Here is a 25,753-nt window from a genome sequence, read left to right on the forward strand (position 1 = left end):
CCCGCCCGGCGATGGCACCCTCGGCACCGCTGGGCGAGGCGGCCGTGCCGCTGGCCGACGGCGCCCCCACGGCGCGCCCCGGTGAACCGGAGCGGGGCCAGGAAAACCGCGCCCTGCCGGCGGCTGCGCCGACGGGCGCCGGCGTCGACGAACCGGTGCACGAAACCCTGCATGGTTTGCTGCGCCATCAGTTGGAATTGCTCACCACGCCGGTGCTGCGCTGGGAGGGCGATGTCTGGACCGGGCTGTTCATGGCCCTGGTGATCCAGCCGCCCGCGGCGCGCCACGGGGACGCCAGCGGCAAGGGCGGCGAACGAGATGGCGAGGGCGGCGAGGATGGCGAGGCGCAGGCCTGGCAGTCCGAATTGCGTTTGCACAGCGACGACCTGGGCGAAATCCGGGTGCGATTGCACTTGGCGTCGAAGCAATTGAGCCTGGTGATGAACGTGGACTCCGAGGCGGTGGCGCGGACCCTGCGCGAGGGCGGCGAGGGTTTTAGCGAGCGCCTGCACGCGCTCGGGTTTGATCAGGTGCGGCTGAACGTGGAGGCCCCCGGCGATGAGCGATAAGGAGCCGGCCGGGCGCCGCCGGGCGGTGGCGATGGCCTACGGCGAGGGCGACAACGCCCCTCGGGTGGTGGCCAAAGGCTACGGTGAACTGGCCGAGCGCATCATCGCCGAAGCCCGCCAAAAGGGCGTGTATGTCCACGATGCTCCGGAACTGGTGGCCCTGCTGATGCAACTGGACCTGGATCAGCGGATTCCGACCAGCCTGTATCAGGTGATCGCCGAATTGCTGGTCTGGGTGGGGGATCTTCGCCGCGAACAATGACGAACAGGCTAAGTATAAATCATTAGTTTATAAAAAAAGACGGATTGGAAAGGCTTTTTGAGACCTGTATCCAAGCAATTTTTTTTACCCTCATGGGAATTCCGTTTTCCGCGCCGTTGCTTGCTGGCCGGCAGGCGTTCGATTTGCTCATTGCGGCTGCCGTTTCGTTTAGAGTTAAGTGCTAACTTGATGTTTTAAAAGGAAAAACTGGGAAATTTTCAGCTTTTCTTTCGATTCCTTCCGTACCTCCGACGCTGGCGCCGCGCCCCTTATCCTTCCGAGACTTCGTAGTGTGAATTAGATCACATTTTGATCTGGAGACGTGATCTTTGTCACACAAAAGTGTGAGGATTACGTAATGGTATGATAGGTTACGACGTAATCGGGGCCAGCCTAAAAGATTGCAGCATGGCCTTTTACTAAGAAAAAAGAATGAATTTGCGGCGCCTGCGCTTGCGGGCTCTTCTGGGGATGCTTTTCCGCCGTGGAAGCATGGGGAGACACCCCTCGGTAGTGGTTACCGTCGGAGATAAACATGGATGCGGACACCGTTCTAGACGAAATTCAGGACATCAATCTCACCTATCTTCTGCTTGCCCAGCGCATGCTCAAGGAAGATTTCGCCACCGCTTTGTTCCGGCTCAAGATCGACCCGGCCATGGCGGAGGTGCTGACCTCTCTTTCGGCCCGGCAACTGGGGCAGCTCTCACGCACCAATCAGCTTCTCTTTCGCCTTTGTTTCGACAACGCCGAACAGGTGAAAAAAGTCACTCATAACCGACGCGAGCAGGGTCTCGGGCAGACCCATGCCGCCTTGCTCATGGCGTGCGCCAATTCCGCTTAACGACGCACGGAAAACGTTTCTGGGGGGAAATTCATGTCAGAGAAAAGTCTGGTCGATGAGATGCGCCAGGTTCAACTGGCGATTGAGCTGATTGAGCTGGGAGCACGCCTGCAGGTGCTGGAATCGGAGACCGCGCTCAGCCGTGGCCGGCTGATCCGGCTTTATAAGGAAGTGCGCGGCATGTCGCCGCCCAAGGGCATGCTGCCGTTCTCCACCGACTGGTTCACCACCTGGCTGCCCAACATTCATTCCTCGTTGTTTTACAGCTTCTATCGCCAGCTCACCGGTGAGCAGGGCTGCGGCCGCATGGACGGCTTCGTGAAAGCCTACCGGCTGTATCTGGAACAGATGCTGCTCGATGACGCCGAGCCGGTGCTCGGGCTGACCCGGGCCTGGACCCTGGTGCGCTTCTTCGAGAGCGAGATGTTCCAGCTTTCGCCGTGCACCCATTGCGGCGGCCGCTTCGTCGCGCACGCCCACACCCCCTGCCAGGATTTTGTCTGCGGCATCTGCCAGCCGCCCTCGCGCGCCGGCAAAACCCGTAAACGCCGCGCCGAGCTGGACGCTACCGCGCTGGCCACGCCTTTGCTGGCCGGGCATGCCTTGGGGGCTTGAGACGCCAGACGCCGGACGCCGGACGCCGGACGCTAGACGCCGGACGCCGGACGCCGGACGCCAAACCCGGCGCGGATAGCAATGGTGTGTTTACTGAACTGCAGGAAACACACCATGCCTCTCAGGTTGAGGGTTTAGCGTCCGGCGTCTAGCGTCTAGCGTCTAGCGTCTAGCGTCTAGCGCCCAGCTTTTTTCCAACAATTCCCCTCAAGCCCCACCGCCGCCGGCCGATACAGACGGTAATGCTATCCACGTTGTAGTAAAGGATACCGGTTGTGCTGATACCCCTTGGTTTCATTATCGTCGCGTTTTCCGTGTTCGGTGGCTTTTCGATGGCCGGCGGGCATTTGGGGCCGCTGTACCAGCCCACCGAAATTCTGATGATCTGCGGGGCGGCGGTGGGCTCGTTCATCGCCGCCAATAACGGCAAGGCCATCAAGGCCACCTTGCGCACCGCCTCCAAGCTCAAGCGCACCAAGCGCTACGACAAAAGCATCTACATGGATCTGATGGCGATGCAGTACAAGCTGCTCTCGAAGATGCGTCGCGAAGGGGTGCTGGGGATCGAGCGGGATATTGAAAAGCCCGACGAAAGCCCGTTGTTTTCCGAATACCCCCGGTTGCTTCAGGACCCGATGATCATGGGATTCATCACCGATTACCTGCGCTTGATGGTGAGCGGCGGCATGGACCCGATTGAACTCGACGAGCTGATGACCCATGAGATCGAGGCCTTCGAGCATGAGGCGCACGTGCCGGTGGACGCGCTGACCAAGGTCGGCGACGCGCTGCCGGCGTTTGGCATCGTGGCGGCGGTGTTGGGCGTGGTGAAGGCGCTCAGCTCGGCGGACTCCGGGGTCGACGAGATGGGCTTTATGGTCGCGCACGCTCTGGTCGGCACCTTCGTTGGCATCCTGCTCGCCTACGGCTTCGTCAATCCGGTGGCCAGCCGCATTGACCGCCAGGTGCACGAGGCGGTGAAGATGCTGCAATGCATCCGCGTGACCCTACTGGCGAGCCTCAACGGTTACGCGCCGCAACTGGCGGTGGAGTTTGGTCGCAAGGCGCTGCACACGGCGGAGCGGCCCTCTTTCACTGAGCTGGAAGATCACGTGCGCGCCGCCCGGGGCGGCAACGGCGAGCCATGAAACAGGGTGAACGGGCGATCATTATCCGCCGCCGGCGACCGGCGGCGGCGGGGCACCATGGTGGTGCCTGGAAGATCGCGCTGGCGGATTTCATGACCGCGCTGATGGCGCTGTTTCTGGTGCTGTGGATTATTTCCACGGCGACGCCCCAGGAGCTCAAAGGGCTGGCGGAATATTTCCGCACGCCGTTGTCGGTGGCGCTGGCCGGTGGGGATCGCAGTGCCTCGGATTCCAGCGCGATTCCCGGTGGCGGCGCCGATCCGGCGCACGCCGAAGGGGAGAGGATGCGCGTGGACCTGCGCCAGCAAAGCCGGCCCAGCGACACCCGCAACCTGTTCCGGCATTTGCGCCAGCGCATTGAAGCGGCGATTGCCGCCGACCCGGCGTTGCGCGATCTGCATGAACAGATGCGCTTCGACATGACCCAGGAAGGGCTGCGCATTCAGTTGGTGGATACCGAGCGGCGCCCGATGTTCCGGCTGGGCCGCGATCAGGTGGCGCCTTATATGCGCGATCTGCTGCGCACCCTGGCGCCGTTGCTCAATGAGTTGCCCAACCAGATCAGTATCAGCGGGCACACCGACAGCCTGCGTTATCAGCGCGGCGATCAGGGTTACAGCAACTGGGAGTTGTCCGCGGACCGCGCCAACGCCTCCCGGCGCGAGCTGGTGGCGGGCGGGCTGGACGGCGAAAAACTGCTGCGGGTGGCGGGCATGGGCGACCGGGTGCCGATGCAGGACGCCAACCCCGGCGACCCGGTGAACCGGCGCATCAGCCTGGTGGTGCTGACCGCCGAGGCGGCGGCGCGGATTCTGGCGCAAAGCCAGGGGCGGGCCTACACGCCGGCGGCGGCACAGCCACAGGCAGCAGTACAGGCGCAGGCGAAGGCGAAGGCGGAGTGAAGCATGGACATCAGTGAATTTTACGACACCTTTTTCGAAGAGGCCGAGGAGTTGCTCGGCGACATGGAGGCGCACCTTCTGGATCTGAACGTGGACGATCCAGACGTGGAGCAACTCAACGCCATCTTCCGGGCGGCGCACTCGATCAAGGGGGGCGCCGGCACCTTCGGTTTCGAAGCGTTGCTGCGCACCACCCACTTGCTCGAAAACCTGCTCGATCACGCGCGGCGGGGCCGCATCGCACTGCGCCGCGACATCGTGGATACCTTTCTGGAAGCCAAAGATATGCTTAACGACCAATTGGACGCCTATCGCCAGGGCACCGAGCCGGACCCGGAAGCACTGGAACGGATCTGCGAGACCCTGCGCAAGATGGCGCTTGAAGAGCTTGGCGAGGAGACCGGTGACGACGCCCCGGTGACGGCCGTCCCGGTGGCCACCGCCGAGCCCGAGCCCCCGGCTCTGCCCGGCGGCGGCGTGAGGGTGGCGCTGTTGGGCGTCGATGAAAAAGACCGCCAGTTGTTGATCGAGGAGCTGGGGCAACTGGGCGAGATCGTTTTCCAAAGCGGTGACGCCGACCGCTTCGAGGTGACGCTGAACACCTCGGTCAGTGCCACCGACATCGAAGCGGTGATGTGCTTTATCGCCGAGCCGGAGCAACTCGATATTCAGGCGGTCGCCGCCAGCGAGCCGGCGGCGGCACCGACCGAGCCGGTGGTGCCCGCGCCGGCGGCGCCCGACGCAGCGCCTGAAAAAGCCGCGCCGGCGGCCAAACCGAAGGCGGCGGCCAGCGGCGAGTCGTCGTCGATCCGCGTGCCGGTGACCAAGGTGGACCAGATCATCAACCTGGTCGGCGAGCTGATCATCACCCAGTCGATGCTCAATCAGGTCGCCGAAGGTGGCCAAGGCAAGCACTCAACGGACAGCAGTGGCCAGGACAACGGCAGCGCCGCCCTGGTGACCGGGCTCAACCTGCTGCAGCGCAACGCCCGCGATTTGCAGGAAGCGGTGATGTCGATCCGCATGGTGCCGATGGACTATGTGTTCAGCCGTTTCCCGAGGCTGGTGCGCGATCTTGCCGCCAAACTCGGCAAAGAAGTGGAACTGGTCACCGAGGGCAAATCCACCGAACTGGACAAGAGCCTCACCGAACGGATCATCGATCCACTCACCCACCTGGTGCGCAACAGCCTGGATCACGGCATCGAGACGCCGGCGATTCGCCAGGCCGCCGGCAAGAGCGGCACCGGCACCTTGACGCTGTCCGCCCAGCACCAGGGCGGCAATATTCTGATCGAGGTCAGCGACGACGGCGCTGGCCTGGATCGCGCCAAAATTCTCGCCAAGGCACGCGCCAACGGGCTGAGCGTGTCCGATTCGATGAGCGACGACGACGTTTGGCAACTGGTGTTCGCGCCGGGTTTTTCCACCGCCGAGCAGGTCAGTGACGTGTCCGGTCGGGGCGTGGGCATGGACGTGGTGAAACGCAACATCCAGACCATGGGCGGCCATGTGGAAATTCTCTCGCGGCCGGGCGAGGGCACGGTCACCCGCATCGTGCTGCCGCTGACCCTGGCGATTCTGGACGGCATGTCGATCAAGGTGGGCGCCGAGGTGTTTATCGTGCCGGTGAGCGCGGTGATCGAATCGCTGCAGCCGCGCCGCGAGGATCTCTATCCCATGGCCGGCGGCGATGTGCTGTTGAAAGTGCGCGAGGACTATTTGCCAGTGGTGGCGGTACACCACGCCCTGGACGTGGACGACGCGGTCACCGAGCCGCCCCGCTGCATCGCGGTGATCGTGCAGGGAGAAGGCCGCCGCTACGCCCTGATGGTCGATGAGCTGGTCGGCCAGCAGCAGGTGGTGGTGAAAAATCTTGAAACCAACTATCGCAAGGTGCCGGGCATTTCCGCGGCCACCATTCTCGGTGACGGCAGCGTCGCACTGATTCTGGACATCGTCGACATGCACCGGCTCAGCCAGAGCAAAAAAGAGCGCCAGCGTGAGCAACACAACGTGGCAACGCGCCGCCGGCCCGAGGCCCTGATTCCCCCGGCCTTAATCAAGGAGGTAGAACACTGATGAATACGCTCAATGCCGTCAAACACGCCGCCGTGGACGCCGACCGCCAGGAGTTTCTGGTGTTCTCGCTGGGGCAGGAAGAGTACGCCATCGACATCCTCAAAGTGCAGGAGATTCGTGGCTACGAAAACGTCACCCGCATCGCCAACGCGCCGGACTTCATCAAGGGGGTGGCCAATCTGCGCGGGGTGATCGTGCCGATCGTCGATCTGCGCCTCAAGTTCCGTCTTGAACGTGCCGACTACGATGGCCAGACCGTGGTGATCGTGGTCAACATCGCCGAGCGGGTGGTGGGCATCGTGGTGGACCAGGTCTCCGATGTGATGACGCTGACCGCCGAGGAGATCAAGCCGGCGCCGGAATTCGGTGTCAGCCTGCCGCTGGATTACATCCACGGCCTGGGCAACCTGGAAGACCGCATGCTGGTGCTGGTGGACATCGAAAAATTGCTGACCAGCGAAGAAATGGCCTTGGTGGAGGAGGTCGGCGAGTAATCGCCGGCGCGAATCGATGCGCAACAATCAACCGGTAACGCAGCGCGAATACGTACTTGGCGACGACGACTTCCTGATCTCGCGTACTGATCTGCGCGGTAAGATTACTTACGCCAACCCGGCCTTCATTACCGTTAGCGGCTTCAGCCGCGACGAGCTGATGGGCGCACCGCACAATATGGTGCGCCACCCGGACATGCCGGTGGAGGCGTTCGCCAACTTCTGGGCAACGATCAAAAGCCGTGGCACCTGGATGGGGCTGATCAAGAACCGGCGCAAAAACGGTGACCATTACTGGGTGCGTGCCCACGTGACTCCGGTGATCGAAGGCGGAGAGATCAGCGGTTTCGTGTCGGTGCGTCTGAAGGCGGACAAGGCCTCCATCGCCCAGGCGGAGAGCCAGTACACGGCGATTCGCGAAGGGCGCGGCAAACATCTGAAGCTGCACCGGGGCGCGGTGCGCCGGCGCGGCCTGGTGCCGGCGCTGCGCCGCTGGAATCCGGGCTCGGTGGTCAGCCGGCTGGCGACTCTGTGCGCGGTGGCCTGCGCGCTGCTGGTGTTGAGCGCCGGGCTGGGCGGGTATGGCTTGAGTCAGGCGGACGCCGACAACGGCGCGCTGATAACGGCGCTGGTTATTCTCGCCGCACTCGGCTGCGTGGTGCTGGCGGCGTTGGCCTGGACCACCAAGCGGGCCTTTGTGGTGCCGCTCAAGCAGGCCGCCATATTCACCCTGCAAATCGCCGCCGGCAACCTGGCGGCGCAGCCGCCGCGCCGGGTCGGTGGCGAAATCGGCGAGGTGGTGATGGGGCTGAAGCTGATGCGCCGCAGCCTGGGCAGCATTGTCGGCCACGTGAACGGTGGCATCGCGGTGGTGGCGCCGGCCGCTCGGGATATTTCCGAGGGCAACGAGGATCTCGCCACCCGCTCGGAACAGCAGGCGGCGTCGCTGCAACAAACCGCCTCCAGCATGGAGCAGATCACCGTGACCGTGAAACAGAACGCGGACAACGCTCGCCAGGCCAGCGGGTTGGCGTCGGACGCCGCGCGCGCGGTGGGCGAAAGCGGCGAGGTGATGGGCCAGGTGGTGGACACCATGGGGCGCATCACCGCCAGCTCCGAGCAGATGGCGAAGATCATCGATGCGATTGATTCGATTGCCTTCCAAACCAATATTCTCGCTCTCAACGCCTCGGTGGAGGCGGCGCGAGCCGGCGAACAGGGCCGTGGCTTCGCGGTGGTCGCCAGTGAGGTGCGTAACCTGGCCGGTCGCTCCGCCGACGCCGCCAAGGACATTCGCAACCTGATCGCCAGCTCCACCAAGGAAATCGACGGCGGCGCGCGTCTGGTGCGCCGCGCCGAGCAAACCATTGAATCGGTGGTCGCCTCGGTGACCCGGGTCAACGACATCATGGGCGAAATCTCCGCCGCCTCCGAAGAGCAGAGCACCGGCATCGACCAGGTCAATCACGCGGTGGCGCAGATGGATGAGGTCACCCGGCAGAACGCATCGCTGGTGCAAGCCTCGGCCACCGCCGCCGCCGAACTGCGCTCACGCATTGATCTGCTCGGCCACGCGATTCAGGTGTTCCGCCTTGGCGCCGAACGCACGCCGACACCGGCGCCAGCGTTACGGGCGCTGGCCGGGCGCGCGGATGACGCCGCCACCGGGGCGCCCGCTCCGGTGAGACGGGCGGGGTAGAGCCGTTGAGCCTGCGACCGTCAGCCACCGCCACCTCGCAGGACGATGTCCTGCCAGGTGGCTTCGCGGATCGTGACCTGCAGTTTACGCAGAGCGACTTCGCCCGCATTTGCGTGCTGATTTATCAGCGCGCCGGCATCGTGCTCGCCGAGCACAAGAAAGAGATGGTCTATGGCCGCCTGGGCCGCCGGGTCCGGCACCACGGTTTGACGCGCTTCGCCGACTATCTGGCGCGCCTGGAAAGCAACCCGGCGAACCCGGAATGGCAAGCGTTCACCAACGCGCTGACCACCAATCTGACCTCGTTTTTCCGCGAGGCGCACCATTTTCCGCTGCTCGCCAGCCACGTGGCCGGGCGCCGTGGCCCGCTGCGGGTGTGGAGCGCGGCCGCCTCCACCGGCGAGGAGCCGTACTCGATCGCCATGACGTTGATGGAGCAGCTCGGCGCGCACGCCGACATCACCGTGGTCGCCACCGACATCGACACCGATGCCCTGGCCCGCGCCCGTGACGGCATCTATCCGCTGGAACAGGTGGCGCGCCTGGACCCGACCCGCCGCAAACGTTTCTTCCAGCGCGGCAGCGGCCGCCGCGCCGGCTACGCCCGTATCCGCCCGGAGGTGGCCGCGCGGGTGCGGTTCGCGCCGCTCAATCTGATCGAAAGCCGCTGGACACTGGACGGCCCGCCGTTCGACGCGATCTTCTGCCGCAACGTGATGATCTATTTCGATAAGGACACCCAGGCGCGCATCCTGGCGCGCTTCGCGCCGTTGCTGAAACCCGATGGCCTGTTGTTCGCCGGTCACTCGGAAAGCTTTTCCTACACCAGTGACCGCTTCGCCCTGCGCGGCCAGACCGTGTACACCTTGGCCAAGCGCTGAACGTCGGCCCGGCCGAAAAACGTCGCTGGCTGGGCGGAACGCCGCCCGGCCTCTCCTACGGCGGCGTCCGGTTCCAGGCTTCAAGCTGCAAGCCTCAAGCTAAGAAGCGGCTCCGTATCAGGCGTTTCTTGCAGCATGCAGCATGCAGCTTGAAGCCGTTCTCAACGAAGCCCGGCGCCGCCGCCGGCACGATCTCCCCCTGTTCCCCGTTGCCGCGCTGTCTTCCCGGCGACATTTTTTCCTAAAGCCGGCGCTGCGCTGGCCGATATCAGAAATGAAATGACCGCGCCCGGGCATAGGGACAACAGGGGAGGCCGCTTTGGCTGGCGACAAAATCAGGGTGTTGTGCGTCGACGATTCGGCGCTGATTCGCGATCTGATGAGCGAAATCATCAACAGCCACGAAGATATGGAAGTGGTGGCGGTGGCCCCGGACCCGCTGGTGGCGCGCGATCTGGTCAAGCAACACAACCCGGATGTGCTGACCCTGGATGTGGAAATGCCGCGCATGGACGGCCTCGATTTCCTGGAGCGGCTGATGCGGTTACGGCCGATGCCGGTGCTGATGGTGTCGTCGCTGACCCAGGCCGGTTCCGAGGTGACGCTGCGCGCGCTGGAGCTGGGGGCGGTGGATTTTATCGAGAAGCCGGCGCTGGGCATCCGCAGCGGCATGCTGGAGTACAGCGCGCTGATCGCCGAGAAAGTACGCGCCGCCGCGCGTTCGCGGCCACGGCGGGCGCGGCGCGCTGATCAGCCGGCGCCGGTGGCGTTGAAGGCGCCGTTGGTGTCCAGCGAGAAGCTGGTGATTATCGGTGCTTCCACCGGTGGCACCGAGGCGATTCGCGAGGTGCTGGAGCCAATGCCGGCCAACTGTCCGGCGATTCTGATCGCTCAGCATATGCCCGGTGGTTTCACGCGCTCGTTCGCTCAGCGGTTGAACCGGCTGTGCCGGATCGGCGTGAAAGAAGCGGAAGACGGTGAGCGCATTCTGCCCGGTTACGCCTACATCGCGCCGGGCGAGGCGCATCTGAAACTGGATCGCAGCGGCGCCAACTACGTGGCGCGGCTGGACCATGGTCCGCCGGTGAACCGCCATCGGCCCTCGGTGGACGTGTTGTTTGAGTCCGCCGCGCGCCAGGCCGGGCGCAACGCCATCGGCGTGCTGCTCACCGGCATGGGCAAGGACGGCGCGCGTGGCTTGCTGAGCATGCGCGAGGCCGGCGCCCAGACCCTGGCCCAGGATCAGGAAACCTCACTGGTGTTTGGCATGCCCCGTGAGGCGATTGCCCTGGGCGCCGCCAGCGAAGTGGTGGCGCTGGATCAGGTGGCGGCCAGGTTGATGGCGCTGGCCGCCGCTTCCGGCCGGGCCCAGCGGGTGTGACCGATGGTGGATTGAAAGGGGGAAACCCGAATGGCATTTGAGCTGGCCACTGTCTTCGGCGGCCCCAAAAGCCATTTGGATTGAGATGGCAGAAACGCGAAGAACGATAACGACACTCTCGAATAAAGGAACGCCGGCATGATGAAAATAATGCGTAACCTGAATATAAGAACCGCGATGGCGGGAGTTCTGGTCTGCTGCGCGGTGCTGATCGGCTCGCTGGCGGCCATCCGGATGATCACCAATCAGACGGTGGAAGAGACCATGAGTGTGATCACCACGGTTAACGTGGATCAGCTCAACGAGATCAATCGTGCCGGCACGCTGCTCAATCGCGCACGCCTGGATCTCGAACTGACCGCCTACTATTACGGCCAGAGCATGCGTCTGGTGGGCCGCAGTCAGCTCAAAGGCGTGGGCATGCTGCTTAACCGTGCCCAGGAACGGCTCGACAAGTTCGCCGCCGTGCCGAAGACCGAAGAGGGCCGGGCGCTGGCCAGCGAGCTCGAGGAGCGTTTCGCCAAGGTGATGACCCTGGTGCGTTCACAGTACGACGCCTTGGGCGATGAAGATCTGGAGCAGTTCAACTCGATTCGCGGCAGCCTGATGACGCCCACCCAGAAGCTGGATGAGACCCTCACCGCGTTCGTCAGCTACGCCGGCGACCGGGGCGACAAGCAACTGGCGGCATACCACGAAAAGATGCAGTTGTTTGGTTACATCGGCCTGGGGGTGCTGGCGCTCACCGCGATCATTCTGGTGTTGATCTACTTTGGCTTGCGCGCCGTGGTGATCCGCCCGTTGTACGACGCGGTGCAGAATCTGCAACGCATTTCCGACGCCGATCTGTCGCACAAGATCGAGATACCCGGCAACAACGAGATCGGCAAACTGTTCCGCACCATGCGCGATATGCAACACAGCTTGCGCAAGATCGTTGGCGACGTGCGAGACAGCAGTAACTCGATCTTTATCGGCTCCTCGGAAATCGCCCGGGGCAACACCGATTTGTCTTCGCGCACCGAGCAGCAGGCCGCCTCGCTGGAAGAGACCGCCACCAGCATGGAGCAGCTCACCGCCACCGTGAAGCAGAACGCGGACAACGCCCGCCAGGCCAGCGGTCTGGCCAACGACGCCTCCGGCACCGCCAGCCGGGGTGGCGAAGTGATGGAGAAGGTCACGGTGACCATGAACGGCATCTCCACCAGTTCCCGCAAGGTCGCCGACATCATCAGCATGATCGATTCGATCGCCTTCCAGACCAACATCCTGGCGTTGAACGCCTCGGTGGAAGCCGCCCGCGCCGGCGAACAGGGCCGGGGTTTCGCGGTGGTCGCCGGGGAAGTGCGCAATCTGGCCGGCAGCTCGGCGGACGCCGCGCGCGAGATCAAGCAACTGATCGCCAACTCGATGACGCAGGTGGACGAAGGCTCGGCGCTGGTGGAACAAGCCGGTGAAACCATGAAGGAAGTGGTCGCCGCGGTGAAGCGCGTGACCGACATCATGGACGAGATCTCCGCTGCCTCCCAGGAGCAAAGCGGCGGCATCGAGCAGGTCAGCCAGGCGGTCAGTCAGATGGACGAAGTCACCCAGCAGAACGCCGCGCTGGTGCAGGAAGCGACCTCCGCGGCCGCGTCCCTGGAAGATCAGGCCAAGCGGCTGGAACAGTCGGTGGCGGTGTTTCGCCTGCCCCGCGAAGACCGCGCCTCGCTGGACAGCTACCTGGGCGACGCGGTGCTTTCGGCGCAACCGCCGACTCTGGAAATGGACCAAGAGCCCGACAGCGCGCCTTTGCCACGCCGTGAACCGCGTGGCAAAAGCGCCGAGGCACGGCCGCAGCAGGCTTCCGAGCGCCGTGAACTGGTCGCCGCCGACGACGACTGGGAAGAATTTTAACCGGGCGGCGCACTTCGGGCCGCCGCACCCTGTAACGAGAGGATCCAATGGTCGACAAGAACATGAGCATTCTGGTGGTGGACGACTTTCCTACCATGAGACGGATCGTGCGCAGCCTGCTCAAGGAGCTGGGCTTTACCAACGTGGACGAGGCCGAGGACGGCCAGGAAGCGCTGGCGAAACTGAGAGGCGGCAACATCGAGTTCGTGGTCTCGGACTGGAACATGCCGAACCTGGACGGCCTGGAGATGCTCAAGCAAATACGCGCCGACGAGGCGATGAAGAGCCTGCCGGTATTGATGGTGACCGCCGAAGCCAAGAAGGACAACATCATCGCCGCCGCCCAGGCCGGCGCCAACGGTTACATCGTCAAGCCGTTCACCGCCGCCACGCTGGAAGAAAAGCTGGACAAAATTTTCCAGAAGCTCGGCAAATGACCGGCTCCTGACATGGCATGCGAGAGAGGCTCAGGCCGATGAGTGGAGAAGCGATTATGAATGGTGAGGCCGGGCGCGTACCCGAGCACGAAGGCAGCGACGACCTGGTTCAACGCATCGGCCAGTTGACCCGCATGCTGCGCGACAGCATGCGTGAGCTGGGCCTAGACAAAGAGGTGGAAAAGGCCGCGGCGGCGATTCCCGACGCGCGCGCGCGCCTTAATTACGTGGCCTCGATGACCGAGCAGGCCGCCGAGCGGTCCCTGAACGCCATCGACCGTGCCCAGCCGCTGCAAAACGAAATGGAGAGCCGCGCCGCCGCTCTGGATCAGCGCTGGGGCGAATGGTTCCAGGACCCCATCGAGATGGACCAGGCCCGCGAGCTGGTCAAGGAAACCCGTGGCTTTCTCGGCGCGGTGCCGACGATGACCAAGGAGACCAACAAAGAGCTGCTGGAAATCATGATGGCCCAGGATTTTCAGGATCTCACCGGCCAGGTGATCAAGAAAATGATGGAGGTGATCCAGGGCGTCGAGCACCAGTTGCTGCAGGTGCTGCTGGACAGCGTCCCGGAAGGCGCCGAGCGCGAACAGATGCGCCAGCGCCTGGACGACCGCTGGGCCGCCGACTCCGCCCGCCGCGACGCGCCCCTGGTCAACGGCCCACAAATCAAACCCGACGGCGACGACGTGGTCAGCAGCCAGGACCAGGTTGACGACTTGTTGGATGAGTTGGGGTTTTGAAGGGCAGCTGCAAGCCGCAAGCCGCAAGCTACAAGCTACAAGCAGCTACGTAGCCGCCCTTGAAGCTTGTAGCTTGCGGCTTGCCGCTGGTCCTTCCCATGAATAACCGCCCCTAATCTTCCCTTATCGTTGGATCGGGGCGGGTCGGGATTGCGGACAATGGCGCATTCCATGCAGTTTCCCGATGCCGAGCGCCATGGCCGACGATACCGACGATCAGGAAAAGACCGAAGCGGCCACGCCGCGACGGCTTGAGAAAGCCCGTGAGGAGGGGCAGGTGGCCCGTTCCCGGGAGCTGGCTACCTTTACGTTGCTGTTGGGCGGCGTGGTGGGGCTGTGGTCGATGGGTTCGGTGCTCTACGACCATCTCGGCATGGTGATGGAGCAGTCGTTCCTGTTCGAGCGCCGCCAGGCGTTCGAGAGCGCGGTGATGTTGCGCCACGCCGGCGAGCTGGGCGAGCGCATGCTGTATGCCTTGCTGCCCCTGTTCATTCTTCTGGTGGTGATCGCGCTGACCTCGCCGATGCTGTTGGGCGGCTGGTTGATCTCGGCCAAGTCCTTGCAGCCGCAACTGAGCAAGCTCAATCCTGTAAAGGGTCTCAAGCGCCTGTTTTCCAGCCAGGCCATCGCCGAGCTGGTCAAGGCCATCGCCAAGGCGGTGCTGGTGGGTGGCGTGGCGGTATTGTTTCTGCTCGATAAACGTGGCGAGTTTATTTCGCTGATGGATCAGCCGCCGGCGATCGCGCTGGCCGACGCCATGCGGCTGGCCGCCCAGGCCTGCGGGCTGATGGTGCTGTCGTTGATCGTGGTGGTGATGATCGACGTGCCTTACCAGCTTTGGAGCCACGCCAAGAAGCTGCGCATGAGCCGCGAGGAGATCAAGCGCGAGCACAAGGAAACCGAAGGTGACCCGCAGTTAAAGGCCCGCATTCGCGCCCAGCAGCAGACCATGGCGCGCAGCCGCATGATGAGCAAGGTGGCCGGCGCTGACGTGATTGTCACCAACCCGAGCCACTACGCGGTGGCGCTGCAATACGATGACAGCAACATGGCCGCGCCCCGCGTGGTCGCCAAGGGCGTGGACGCGGTGGCCCGGCGCATCCGCGAACTGGGCGAAGAAAACCATGTGCCGCAATTGCAGGCGCCGCCGCTGGCGCGGGCGCTGTATCGCCATGTGGATCTGGACCGGGAAATCCCCGGGCCTTTGTACACCGCCGTGGCGGAGGTGTTGGTGTGGGCGATGCGCCTGAAGCGCGCCCGCGACCACGGTGAAGTGACGCCGACTCCGCCCGGTGAATTGGTGATTCCCGAGGAGCTGGCGGTGCCGGCCGGCGAGCAAGGAGGCGAGCCATGAAAGCGACCAGCCGCCTCGCCGGCTTCGGCGGTCTTGCCGAAGCGCGCATGAAACTGATGACCGGGCCAATCCTGATCATCCTGATCATGGCGATGCTGATTCTGCCGTTGCCGCCGTTCGCCCTGGACTTCTTTTTCACCTTCAACATCGCCCTGGCGGTGATGGTGCTGTTGGTCAGCATGTTCACCCTGAGCGCGCTGGACTTCGCCGCCTTCCCGGCGGTGCTGTTGTTCACCACCCTGTTGCGCTTGTCGCTCAATGTGGCTTCCACCCGGGTGGTGCTGATGGAGGGCCACCACGGCGGCGCCGCCGCCGGCAAGGTGATCGAAGCCTTCGGCCAGTTCCTGGTGGGCGGTAACTTCGCCGTGGGTCTGGCGGTGTTTCTGATTCTGGTGGTGATCAACTTCATGGTTATCACCAAGGGCGCCGGGCGCATCGCCGAGGTGGGCGCGCGCTTCACCCTGGACGCCATGCCCGGCAAACAGATGGCCATCGACGCCGACCTCAACGCCGGCCTGATCGGCGAAGACGAAGCCCGCCAACGCCGCTCCGACGTGTCCCGCGAGGCGGATTTCTACGGCTCCATGGACGGCGCCAGCAAGTTCGTGCGTGGCGACGCAGTGGCCGGCTTGGTGATCATGGCGGTGAACATCATTGGCGGGCTGATCATCGGCATGTTGCAGCACGACATGTCGTTCGCCGACGCCGGCCGCACCTATACGTTGCTGACCATTGGCGATGGCCTGGTGGCGCAGATCCCGGCGCTGGTGATTTCCACCGCCGCCGGCGTCACCGTGTCGCGGGTCAGCTCGGACCAGGACATCGGCCAGCAGGTGATCGACCAGTTGCTGGTCAACCCGCGCGTGCTGGCGTTGTCCGCCGGGGTAATGGGCCTGCTCGGCCTGGTGCCGGGCATGCCCAATCTGGTGTTCTTGTTGTTCACCGTGGTGCTGGGTGGCTTCGCCTGGCTGCTGTTCCGGCGCGAAAACGAACGGCTGGTGGAAAAGCAGATAGAGCAGGCGCCCGCCAGCGCCGTACAGGAAGCCCCGGAAGCAAGCTGGGACGACGTTCAGTTGATCGACACCCTGGGGCTGGAAGTGGGGCACCGGCTGATCCCGCTGGTGGACTATCGTCAGCAGGGCGAATTGCTGGGCCGGATCAAAAGCGTGCGCAAGAAATTCGCTCAGGAGGTGGGTTTCCTGCCGCCGGTGGTGCACATCCGCGACAATCTTGAGCTGGGCTCGAACAGTTACGTGGTCAGCCTCAAGGGCGCGGAAGTCGGGCGTGGCGAATCGTTCCCCGGCAAATGGCTGGCGATTGATCCGGGCCAGGTCAGCGGCACGCTGCAAGGCACGCCCACCGAGGACCCGGCGTTCGGATTGCCGGCGGTGTGGATCGACGCCGGCCAGCGCGAGCAGGCGCAGGTGTATGGCTACACCGTGGTCGACGCCGGCACCGTGGTGGCCACCCACCTGAACCATCTGTTGCACCAGCACGCCGGCGAGATGCTCGGCCGCCAGGAAGTGCAGCAACTGCTCGACAAACTTGGCGAAGCCAACAAGTCGCTGGTCGAGGACGTGGTGCCCAAGGCGGTGTCGTTGACCACCTTGCAGCGGTTGCTGCAGAACCTGCTTGAAGAGGACGTGTCGATCCGCGACATGGGCACCATTCTGGACACCCTGGCCGAGCACGCCGACGCCCACGCCGACGTGGACACCCTCACCGGGCAGGTGCGCGCCGCCCTGGGCCGGGCGATCACCCACCAGTGGTTCCCGGCCGGCGGCGAGCTTCATGTGATTGGCCTGGACAGCAATCTCGAACAGGTGCTGATTCAGGCGATGAACGGCAGCGGCGCCCTGGAACCGGGGCTGGCCGACACCCTGATGCAGCAGGCCGCCAACGCCCTGGAGCGCCAGGAAGCCGCCGGCGAACCGCCGGTGCTGGTGGTGCAGCACGGCCTGCGTGGCTTGCTGGCGCGCTTCCTGCGCCGCCGCCTGCACCACCTGGTGGTGATGTCCCAAGCGGAAATTCCCGACGACCGCCACCTGCGCGTCACCAGCCTGGTCGGCGGCTGATTGGCGTCGCCGGGGCTGATCAACTCCACCGATATTGATCCCAGGAGAATCCCATGAGCGTAAGACGGTTCCTCGGTGCCAACAGCCGTGAAGCGATGGGCCGTTTGCGCGCGGTGCTGGGCGACGACGCCCTGATTCTCGCCAATCGTCGCACCGCCCAGGGCGTGGAGATCCTGGCCCTGGCCGAAGGCGAGGCCGGCGACATGGCGCGCTCCGCGGCGACCGCCGAGCCGGCCCCGGCGGCGGCCGGCGACGAGGCGGCATGGTCGCAGCGGCTGCTGCGGGAAGTGCAGGGGGTGCGCGCTTTGATCGGTGATCGCGGCGAGGCCGGCGCCGCGCGGCGGCGATTGGCCGCGCGCCTGCGGCACGCCGGCTTCAGCGACGGTTTCGCCGCCGCCTTGCTGGACACCCTGCCGGCGGAGTGCCGGAATACGGCGGACACCGACGCTTGGCTAAGCCGACAACTGACCGCGCGGCTGGCGGTGGGCAGCGACCCGGAAGCGACGCTACTGGAGCGCGGCGTGGTCGCCCTGGTTGGCGCCCCCGGCGCCGGCAAACGCCGTGTGGCGTTGGCCCTGGCGGCGCGCCACGCGCAGCGCTGGGGCCAGCGCTCGGTGGCGATCGTCAGCCAGGACGCGGCGCCGCTGGCGGAGGCGGCGGCCACGCTCGGCGTGGCGCTGTACCCGGCGCAACCGGACCAGCCACTGGACACCTTGACCAAGCAGTTGGGCGGGCACGCCCTGGTGCTGATCGACGCGCCGGAACACGACGCCGGCGATCCGCGCCTGGCGACGTTGATGGCCTGGCTGCGCGGCGCCGGCCCGCGTTTGCGGCCGGTGCTGGTGCTCGACGCCGGCGCCCAGGGCGTGAGCCTGGAGGATCTGATTGAACGTTACCGCCACGCCGCCCGCGACGCCGGGTTGGCGCTGGACGATGCCATCGCCGGCCGGCGCGATGCGGCGGCGCGGCTGGCGCCGCTGTTGGAAAGCCTGAACCGCGCCGGATTGTGGCTGCACTTCGCCGCCGCCAGCGTGGAGCAGGGTGGTGGCCTGGATGAGGCCGACGCCGACGCGCTGATCAACACCATCGTGGCGCAGGCGTCGGCCGCGCCGGGGGTGGGGCTGGATGCCAGCCCACCGGCCGCGCCACCGTTGCTTGCCCAGGGGCGCACGCTGGCGTTGGCGCTGGCCGGGCTGCGCCGCCATGGGCACGGGTTCGGCGACCTGGAGAGAGCCTGGGGCGACCCCGACGCGGTGACCGCCGATCCGCCGCCGCCGGCCATGCTGGCGTGGCGCGATGTCAGCACGCCGCCGCTGACCGGCCTCGACCGGCAAGGCCTGCCGGTGGCGGCCCTAGGGCCGGCTCTGATCGACGGCGTGCGGGCCGGCGGCTGGCCGGGCGCCGCTCATTTATTGCCGGCGCCGCCGGACGCCGGTTGCTGGCGGGCGTTGCACGAAACCGGCAGCGACTGGCTGGCGACGGCGCGCCCGCAAAGCCAGGTCTGGTATCGCGGTGAACGCCATCGTCTGCTGGACCTGGCGGCGTGGGGCGAACCGACCGCGCCGCTGGCGGTGCGGTACCGGGGGCGCGCGGCGCAGTTGCGGCTGTCCATGTTGCCGGTGGCCGGCGAGCTGCGCGGCGCCGGCCGCACGCCGCTGTGCGGATTGTTCAACGCCTGGTTCGGCGAGCTGCGCGACGCCGACCGGGGGGCGCTGTTGGGGCGGCGCTACTGGCTGCGCCCCCGCCCCGGCGTTGACCATGGCGGCGATCCCGGGCAGGGCGGCGACGAGAGCGCGGTGTTGGCGCTGCTGAGCGCGCAGTTGGGCGCCGAAGGGCTGGCGGCGCTGCAACAGCGCGCCGCTCAGCGTCTGGCGGGCGGCCCCCGGGCCTCCCTGGCGCCGGCGCTGGCGCGCCTGGCCACTCGCCTGGACAGCGAAGACGCCCCCTGGGCGGTGGATCTGCGCGGGCAGCTTCTCGGCCTCGCCGGCGGCCGCCGGCGTTCCGCCACCGGCTTGCTTGAGGCGTTGTTCACCCTGTTTGAATTCCGCGACGCCCTGGCGGTGCTGCAATGGCCGGCGCCCTGACCCGCTGGGGCATCGCCGCGCTCGGGCTGATGCCAGTGCTGGCGACGGCGGCGCCGGGCAGTTGGGTCGCCGAGGTGCCGGCGTTGCGCGTGGCGGTGGTCGGCCGGGCGGTGTACAGCGAGGCGGTCACACCGCCCCCCGGCGCCGGGGTTCCGCACCGCGTCGGTTGGCGATACACCAGCGCCGGCCATCGCCGCCTGGACGCCTGGCTCTGCCAGCGTCAGCACTGTGTGCCTCTGCAAGGCGAACGCGGCCGGCTTGCCGCCCCGCACGGCTGGCGGGCCGACACGCCACTGCGCTTCCGCTTCCGCCTGCCCCCCGGTGAAACCCGCGCGGTTCAGGTGAACGGCCTGCGCATCAATTTGGAGTGGCGGTGACGGGGAACCGGGAACAGTTCAGGTTCGTGGAGAGCGGCTTCAAGCCGCAAGCGACAAGCCCCAAGCTAAAGAAGCGGCTCTGTATCAGGGCTCCTTGTAGCTTGAAGCTTGTGGCTTGAAGCCGCTCTCCAGGCAGCACGGCGTCGCCAATGGCATGGCCTCTCCTTGTTCCGGCCGTTCCGCCTATCCGCCAAAAAGCCGACAACATTGCTCGCTATTCGCGGCTTCCGTTTGCCGGCGGGATTGAATAATGGAGGGTGTCGCATCTTGATCGTCCGTTGGGGCGCTATCGGGGAACGGGGATGTATACGGCTCAGGGTAAAATCGATCACACCATGCTGCTGGAGCAGCACCTGCCGGCGGTGCGCCGGCAGGCCCTGGCGTTGCAGGTCAAGCTGCCGGCGGGCATCGATCTGGACGATCTGATCCAGGCCGGCATGGTGGGCCTGCTGGATGCCCTGAAACGCTTTGATCCCCAGGCCGGCGCCAGCTTTTCCACCTTCGCCAGCCAGCGTATCCGCGGCGCCATGATCGATGAGCTGCGCACCCGCGACTGGCTGCCGCGCAGTGTGCGCCGCAACGCGCGGGCGCTGGATCAATGCGTGCACCGGCTCGAACAGCGCCACGGCCGGCCGGCCGAAGAACGGGAAATCGCCGCCGAGATGGGCATGTCGATGCAGGAGTACCATCAGCTTCTGAACGACACCAACAACGGCCACCTGCTGCCCTTCGAGGAAATGGTCGCCGAACGGGGCGAGCCGGAAGCCTCGGAACAGGGCGCGCCACTCTCCCCTTTCGCGGCCCTGGTCAGCGGCCAGCAACGCGAGCGGCTGATGGACGCCATCGAAGCGCTGCCGGAACGGGAAAAGCTGCTGGTGGCGCTGTATTACCAGGAGGAACTCAACCTCAAGGAGATCGGCGCGGTGCTCGGTGTCACCGAGTCGCGGGTGTGTCAGTTGCACAGCCAGGCGGTGGCGCGGCTGCGGGCGAGGTTGGCGGGGGACGTCTGAGGTCGGACGCCAGACGCCAGACGCCGGACGCCGGACGCCGGACGCTAAACCCGGTGCTGGCAGCAATGGCGTGTTTACTGAACGGCAGGAAACACACCGTCACTTTCCGATTACGGGTTTAGCGTCCGGCGTCCGGCGTCCGGCGTCCAGCGTCCAGCGCCCCCCGCTTGCCGCCCGGCGCTGGCGGCGCCACAATGCCCGCCGAATTCCAGCGAGAGCCCTATGAACGCCATCGACGAGATCCGCAAGCGGCGTACCTTCGCCATTATCTCCCACCCGGACGCCGGTAAGACCACGATTACCGAGAAGTTGCTGTTGTACGGCAATCAGATCCGTATGGCGGGCACGGTGAAGGGCAAGAAGTCCGGGCTGCACGCCACCTCCGACTGGATGGAAATGGAGAAAGAGCGGGGTATTTCGGTGACCACCTCGGTGATGCAGTTTCCGTATCACGGGGCGATGGTCAATCTGCTTGATACCCCCGGCCACGCCGACTTCTCCGAGGACACCTACCGCACGCTGACGGCGGTGGATTCGGCGCTGATGGTGATCGATGCCGCCAAGGGCGTGGAGGAGCGCACCGTCAAGCTGATGGAGGTGTGCCGGCTGCGCGACACGCCGATCCTGACCTTTATCAATAAGCTGGACCGCGACGTGCGCGACCCCATCGAGGTGCTCGATGAGATCGAGGACGTGCTCAAGATCGAGTGCGCGCCGGTGACCTGGCCGATTGGCATGGGCAAGAGTTTCAAGGGCGTTTACAACCTGCTGCGCGACACCACGGTGCTGTACAAGACCGGCCAGGGTCACGCCATCCAGGAAGTGCGCGAGATCAAAGGGCTGAATAATCCCGAGCTGGACGACGCGGTGGGCGCCGATTACGCCCAGGAGCTGCGCGACATGCTGGAGCTGGTGCAGGGCGCCAGCCACGAATTCAACCTGGAACGGTTTCTGGCCGGCAAGCTGACCCCAGTGTTCTTCGGCACCGCCCTGGGCAACTTCGGCGTCGATCACATGCTCGATGGCCTGGTGGAATGGGCGCCGCCCCCGCAACCCCGCGACGGCGGCGAGCGCAGCGTCGAGGCCACCGAAGAGAAAATGACCGGGTTCGTGTTCAAGATCCAGGCCAACATGGACCCGCGCCACCGCGACCGCATCGCCTTTATGCGCATCTGTTCCGGTAAATACCAGAAGGGCATCAAGCTCAAGCAGTGCCGCACCGGCAAGGACCTGCGGCTGGCCGATGCGCTGACGTTTCTGGCCGGCGAGCGTGACAACGTGGAAGAGGCGTTCGCCGGCGACATCATCGGCCTGCACAACCACGGCACCATTCAAATCGGCGATACCTTCACCGAAGGCGAAATGCTGCAGTTCACCGGCATTCCCCACTTCGCCCCGGAATTGTTCCAACGGGTGGTGCTCAATGACCCGTTGAAGAGCAAGCAGCTCCACAAAGGCCTCAAACAACTGGCCGAGGAGGGCGCCACCCAGGTGTTTTTCCCACTGCGCAATAACGACGTGATTCTGGGCGCCGTGGGGACCTTGCAGTTCGACGTGGTGGCGGCGCGGTTGAAGGGCGAATACGGCGTGGAATGCCGTTACGAAATGGTCAGCGTCAGCACCGCGCGCTGGGTGGAGGCCGCCACCGAACGCGAGCTGGTGGCGTTCGAACGCAAAGCCTACGACAACCTGGCCCGCGACGGCGCCGGCCACCTCACCTATCTGGCGCCGACCCGCGTCAACCTGCAGCTGGCCCAGGAGCGCTCGCCGGAGATTCTGTTCCGCGAGACGCGGGAGATTTGAGGGGGGAACCGGTAGTAAGGGGCAGAGGTCGTGCCGTGGTCGAGGCCGTGCTCCGTGGAGAACGGCTACAAGCTACAAAGGGCGCCAGATACAGCGCGGCCTAGGCGGGGCGCAAAATAGGTTTGCGAATCCGCAGGCGTGCCGACAACGCCGCGTGGGAGCGGTCCTTGACCGCGAATGAGCGTTGCCAGGCAGTTCTGGCCTTCGGGCTCGGTTCGCGGTCGGGGACCGCTCCCACAGCGGCGCTGTAGCGGGTTCGGAACAAGGAGCGACCGTGCCATCGGCGAGGCCGTGCTCCGTGGAGAACGGCTTCAAGCTGCAAGCTGCAAGGGGCCGCTGATACAGAGCGGCTTCTTTGCCTGAGGCTTGTGGCTTGCAGCTTGAAGCCCGTCCCCGCAACCGGTCCGCATCGCCGACGGTGCCGGGCCTGTGTTAGACTTCCGCGCCTTTCCCGTTCCGATGGAATCGATCCTCATGCATCTGGCGTTCAGTCCGCCCTAGTCAACCTTCCTTATAGCGCCACGCTGTGCGTGCCTGGCTGTGTGCCCGGGCGCGGAGCAGGGGCGTGTCGTTTTGTGGCCGTCACGGCTACCTCCCTTTAAATATTCGTGTGTTGTCCTGCTGGCCTGGCGGCGTGGTCGCTGGCGGTGGGTGTGTCGTTGTTGAAACAAGGATTCGATCTTGCTCAGTCTCAAACAGACCTGGTTTTCCAATGTGCGTGGCGATGTGCTGGCCGGTATCGTGGTGGCGCTGGCGCTGATTCCGGAAGCCATCGCCTTTTCCATCATTGCCGGCGTGGACCCGAAAGTCGGGTTGTACGCCTCATTCTGTATCGCCGTGGTCAGCGCCTTCGCCGGTGGCCGGCCGGGGATGATTTCCGCCGCCACCGGCGCCATGGCGCTGTTGATGGTGACGCTGGTGAAGGAACACGGCCTGCAGTATCTGATGGCGGCCACCATCCTGACCGGCGCGATTCAGATCGTGTTCGGTATTTTTAAACTCGGCGGGCTGATGCGCTTTGTGTCGCGTTCGGTGGTCACCGGCTTCGTCAATGCCCTGGCGATTCTGATTTTCATGGCGCAGTTGCCGGAACTGATTGGCGTCACCTGGCACGTTTACGCGATGACCGCCGCCGGCCTGGGGATTATCTATCTGTTCCCGCTGCTGACCCGGGCGGTGCCGTCGCCGTTGGTGTGCATCGTGGTGCTGACCGGCGTGGCCATGTATCTGGGGTTGGATATCCGCACCGTGGGCGACATGGGCGAGCTGCCGGACAGCCTGCCGGTGTTCCTGTTTCCCGATGTGCCGTGGTCCCTGGAGACGCTGGCGATCATCTTCCCGATCTCTCTGACCATGGCGGTGGTGGGGCTGCTGGAGTCGATGATGACCGCCACCATCGTCGATGACATCACCGACACCGACAGCAATAAGAACCGCGAATGCCGGGGCCAGGGCATGGCCAATATCGCTTCCGGGTTTCTGGGCGGCATGGCCGGTTGCGCGATGATCGGGCAGTCGGTGATCAATATGAAGTCTGGTGGTCGCACGCGGCTGTCCACCCTGATCGCCGGCGTGGTGTTGCTGATTCTGGTGGTGTTCCTGGACCAGTGGGTGTCGAGGATTCCGATGGCGGCACTGGTGGCGGTGATGATCATGGTGTCCATCGGTACGTTCAGTTGGGAGTCGATCATTAATCTGCGTGCCCACCCGGCCAGCAGCAGCGTGGTGATGGTGGTGACGGTGCTGGTCACCGTGTTCACCCACAATCTGGCCATGGGCGTGGGCATTGGCGTGCTGCTGAGCACGCTGTTCTATGCCAATAAGGTGGGCCGCATGTTTTATGTGGCCAGCGAAGAGGGCGACCGCGGCCAGCGGGTGTATAAGGTAGTGGGGCAGGTGTTCTTTACCTCCGCGGACCGGTTCGTGGCGTCGTTCGATTTCAAGGAGGCCGCGCCCCGCATCACCATTGATCTGCACCGCGCCCACTTCTGGGACATCACCGCGATTGGCGCGCTGGACAAGGTGATCATCAAATTCCGCCGTGAAGGTACCGAGGTCGAGGTGGTCGGCCTGAACGAAGCGAGCGCCACCCTGGTGGACAAGTACGCCGTGCACGACAAGCCCGAAGCGGTGGAAAAACTGATGGGCGGCCACTGATAAGGAGAACAACCATGAGTCAGGTGATTGCCTGCATCGACGGCTCCGCCGCCGCGGATTCTGTCTGCGAGTACGCGGCCTGGGCGGCCTCCGCGCTGAAGGCGCCGCTGATGCTGTTGCACGTGCTCGATGACGACCTGTACCCGACCACGCCGAACCTGGTCGGCAATCTGGGGCTGGGCAGCCGCGAGCATCTGCTCAGCGAGTTGGCCGAACTGGATGCGCGCCGCAACCGCCTGGCCCTGGAGCAGGGGCAGGCGACTCTGGAGGCGGCGCGCGCTCGCCTGAGTGCCGCCGGCACGCCGCCGCCACGGCTGCGCCAGCGCCACGGCAACCTGCTTGAGGCGGTTAAGGAACTGGAACAGGACACCCGCCTGCTGGTGATTGGCAAGCAGGGTGCAAGCCATCCGGGCCCGCAGCGGATTGGCGATAACGTGGAGCGGGTGATCCGCGCCGCTGCCTGCCCGGTACTGGTGGGGATGGGTGAATTCCGGGCGCCGGCCAGCGTGATGGTGGCGTTCGACAACGCTCCGACGACCCGCAAAGGGCTTGGCATGATTGCCGAAAGCCCGTTGTTCCGGGGCGTGCCTTGTCATCTGGTGACGGTCAATGGCGCCGCCGGGGAGGCGGATCTGGCCTCGGCGGTGGCGTTTCTCGAAGCCGGCGGTCATCAGGTTACCGCCGCCTCCCTAGAGGGCGACGTGGAAGCGGCGCTGCACCGGTATCAGCAAGATCACGCCATCGACATGATGGTGATGGGCGCCTATGGCCACTCGCGGCTGCGCGAGTTTTTGATCGGCAGCACCACGGAACGCATGCTGCGCCACGCCCGGGTGGCCCATCTGGTGCTGCGTTAAGGCCTGTCCGGGGGCGCGAACTGTGCGGGCTAAGGCGCGAAATCCAGGGTATATTCATGTGCTGAATACCGGTTATCACCCAT

Annotated in this window: 22 protein-coding genes; all 22 read left to right on the plus strand. The window is 65.1% G+C overall.

Features of this window, described 5'->3' with window-relative positions; translation table 11 throughout:
• A partial coding sequence (gene fliK / locus CGS25_RS15995; protein WP_198588828.1) for a flagellar hook-length control protein FliK occupies positions 1–569 on the plus strand: 569 nt, incomplete at its 5' end.
• Entirely contained in the window at positions 559–831 is a 273-nt protein-coding gene (locus CGS25_RS16000; protein WP_101676076.1) for an EscU/YscU/HrcU family type III secretion system export apparatus switch protein, read from the plus strand. The genes fliK and CGS25_RS16000, both read left to right, overlap by 11 nt.
• A 535-nt stretch (positions 832–1,366) precedes the next feature.
• Positions 1,367–1,675: a flagellar transcriptional regulator FlhD gene (gene flhD / locus CGS25_RS16005; protein ID WP_089032863.1), complete on the plus strand. Its 309-nt coding sequence runs from the start codon at positions 1,367–1,369 to the stop codon at positions 1,673–1,675.
• A 33-nt stretch (positions 1,676–1,708) separates the two neighbouring features.
• Entirely contained in the window at positions 1,709–2,290 is a 582-nt protein-coding gene (flhC, locus tag CGS25_RS16010) for a flagellar transcriptional regulator FlhC (protein ID WP_101676077.1), read from the plus strand.
• A 275-nt stretch (positions 2,291–2,565) separates the two neighbouring features.
• Positions 2,566–3,438 (plus strand): flagellar motor stator protein MotA, encoded by an 873-nt coding sequence (gene motA, locus CGS25_RS16020; protein ID WP_101676078.1) that lies wholly within the window; start codon positions 2,566–2,568, stop codon positions 3,436–3,438.
• Positions 3,435–4,340: a flagellar motor protein MotB gene (gene motB, locus CGS25_RS16025; protein WP_089032860.1), complete on the plus strand. Its 906-nt coding sequence runs from the start codon at positions 3,435–3,437 to the stop codon at positions 4,338–4,340. The genes motA and motB overlap by 4 nt, the downstream gene beginning before the upstream one ends.
• Before the next feature lie 3 nt (positions 4,341–4,343).
• Positions 4,344–6,422, plus strand: a complete 2,079-nt coding sequence (gene cheA / locus CGS25_RS16030) for a chemotaxis protein CheA (protein WP_101676079.1) — start codon at positions 4,344–4,346, stop codon at positions 6,420–6,422.
• The gene (locus CGS25_RS16035) at positions 6,422–6,916 is read left to right on the plus strand and encodes a chemotaxis protein CheW (protein ID WP_089032858.1); all 495 of its coding nucleotides are present in this window, start codon (positions 6,422–6,424) and stop codon (positions 6,914–6,916) included. Before cheA ends, CGS25_RS16035 begins: the two co-directional genes overlap by 1 nt.
• Before the next feature lie 16 nt (positions 6,917–6,932).
• The gene (locus tag CGS25_RS16040) at positions 6,933–8,615 is read left to right on the plus strand and encodes a methyl-accepting chemotaxis protein (protein ID WP_101676080.1); all 1,683 of its coding nucleotides are present in this window, start codon (positions 6,933–6,935) and stop codon (positions 8,613–8,615) included.
• Between the two features lie 11 nt (positions 8,616–8,626).
• Positions 8,627–9,496 (plus strand): CheR family methyltransferase, encoded by an 870-nt coding sequence (locus tag CGS25_RS16045; protein WP_101676102.1) that lies wholly within the window; start codon positions 8,627–8,629, stop codon positions 9,494–9,496.
• Between the two features lie 319 nt (positions 9,497–9,815).
• Positions 9,816–10,877 carry a protein-glutamate methylesterase/protein-glutamine glutaminase gene (locus CGS25_RS16050; RefSeq protein ID WP_089032856.1) on the plus strand — a complete coding sequence of 354 codons (1,062 nt, stop codon included), beginning with the start codon at positions 9,816–9,818 and terminating at the stop codon, positions 10,875–10,877.
• Positions 10,878–11,015: 138 nt separating this feature from the next.
• On the plus strand, positions 11,016–12,773 hold the full coding sequence (locus CGS25_RS16055; RefSeq protein WP_101676081.1) for a methyl-accepting chemotaxis protein: 1,758 nt from the start codon (positions 11,016–11,018) through the stop codon (positions 12,771–12,773).
• Between the two features lie 47 nt (positions 12,774–12,820).
• Complete coding sequence (gene cheY, locus CGS25_RS16060) at positions 12,821–13,210, plus strand: chemotaxis response regulator CheY (RefSeq protein WP_089032854.1); 390 nt, start codon at positions 12,821–12,823, stop codon at positions 13,208–13,210.
• Between the two features lie 56 nt (positions 13,211–13,266).
• Positions 13,267–13,953 (plus strand): protein phosphatase CheZ, encoded by a 687-nt coding sequence (gene cheZ / locus CGS25_RS16065; protein WP_198588829.1) that lies wholly within the window; start codon positions 13,267–13,269, stop codon positions 13,951–13,953.
• A gap of 196 nt (positions 13,954–14,149) precedes the next feature.
• Positions 14,150–15,307, plus strand: coding sequence for a flagellar biosynthesis protein FlhB (gene flhB, locus CGS25_RS16070; protein WP_101676103.1), 1,158 nt, complete (start codon positions 14,150–14,152; stop codon positions 15,305–15,307).
• Positions 15,304–17,382, plus strand: coding sequence for a flagellar biosynthesis protein FlhA (gene flhA / locus CGS25_RS16075; protein ID WP_101676082.1), 2,079 nt, complete (start codon positions 15,304–15,306; stop codon positions 17,380–17,382). The genes flhB and flhA overlap by 4 nt, the downstream gene beginning before the upstream one ends.
• A 53-nt stretch (positions 17,383–17,435) precedes the next feature.
• A complete protein-coding gene (locus CGS25_RS16080) occupies positions 17,436–19,466 on the plus strand; it encodes a flagellar biosynthesis protein FlhF (RefSeq protein WP_101676083.1) in 2,031 nt (676 codons plus the stop codon).
• On the plus strand, positions 19,451–19,843 hold the full coding sequence (locus CGS25_RS16085) for a flagellar protein FlhE (RefSeq protein WP_101676084.1): 393 nt from the start codon (positions 19,451–19,453) through the stop codon (positions 19,841–19,843). Before CGS25_RS16080 ends, CGS25_RS16085 begins: the two co-directional genes overlap by 16 nt.
• Positions 19,844–20,145: 302 nt before the next feature.
• The gene (locus CGS25_RS16090) at positions 20,146–20,853 is read left to right on the plus strand and encodes an RNA polymerase sigma factor FliA (protein WP_101676085.1); all 708 of its coding nucleotides are present in this window, start codon (positions 20,146–20,148) and stop codon (positions 20,851–20,853) included.
• 222 nt (positions 20,854–21,075) lie between these two features.
• Positions 21,076–22,656 carry a peptide chain release factor 3 gene (gene prfC / locus CGS25_RS16095; protein WP_089032848.1) on the plus strand — a complete coding sequence of 527 codons (1,581 nt, stop codon included), beginning with the start codon at positions 21,076–21,078 and terminating at the stop codon, positions 22,654–22,656.
• A gap of 678 nt (positions 22,657–23,334) precedes the next feature.
• A complete protein-coding gene (locus CGS25_RS16100; RefSeq protein WP_089032087.1) occupies positions 23,335–24,813 on the plus strand; it encodes a SulP family inorganic anion transporter in 1,479 nt (492 codons plus the stop codon).
• A gap of 14 nt (positions 24,814–24,827) precedes the next feature.
• Complete coding sequence (locus CGS25_RS16105; RefSeq protein WP_101676086.1) at positions 24,828–25,670, plus strand: universal stress protein; 843 nt, start codon at positions 24,828–24,830, stop codon at positions 25,668–25,670.
• Positions 25,671–25,753 lie beyond the last annotated feature (83 nt).

Origin of the sequence: Alloalcanivorax mobilis, from assembly GCF_002864685.1 — a bacterium.
Lineage (GTDB): Bacteria > Pseudomonadota > Gammaproteobacteria > Pseudomonadales > Alcanivoracaceae > Alloalcanivorax > Alloalcanivorax mobilis.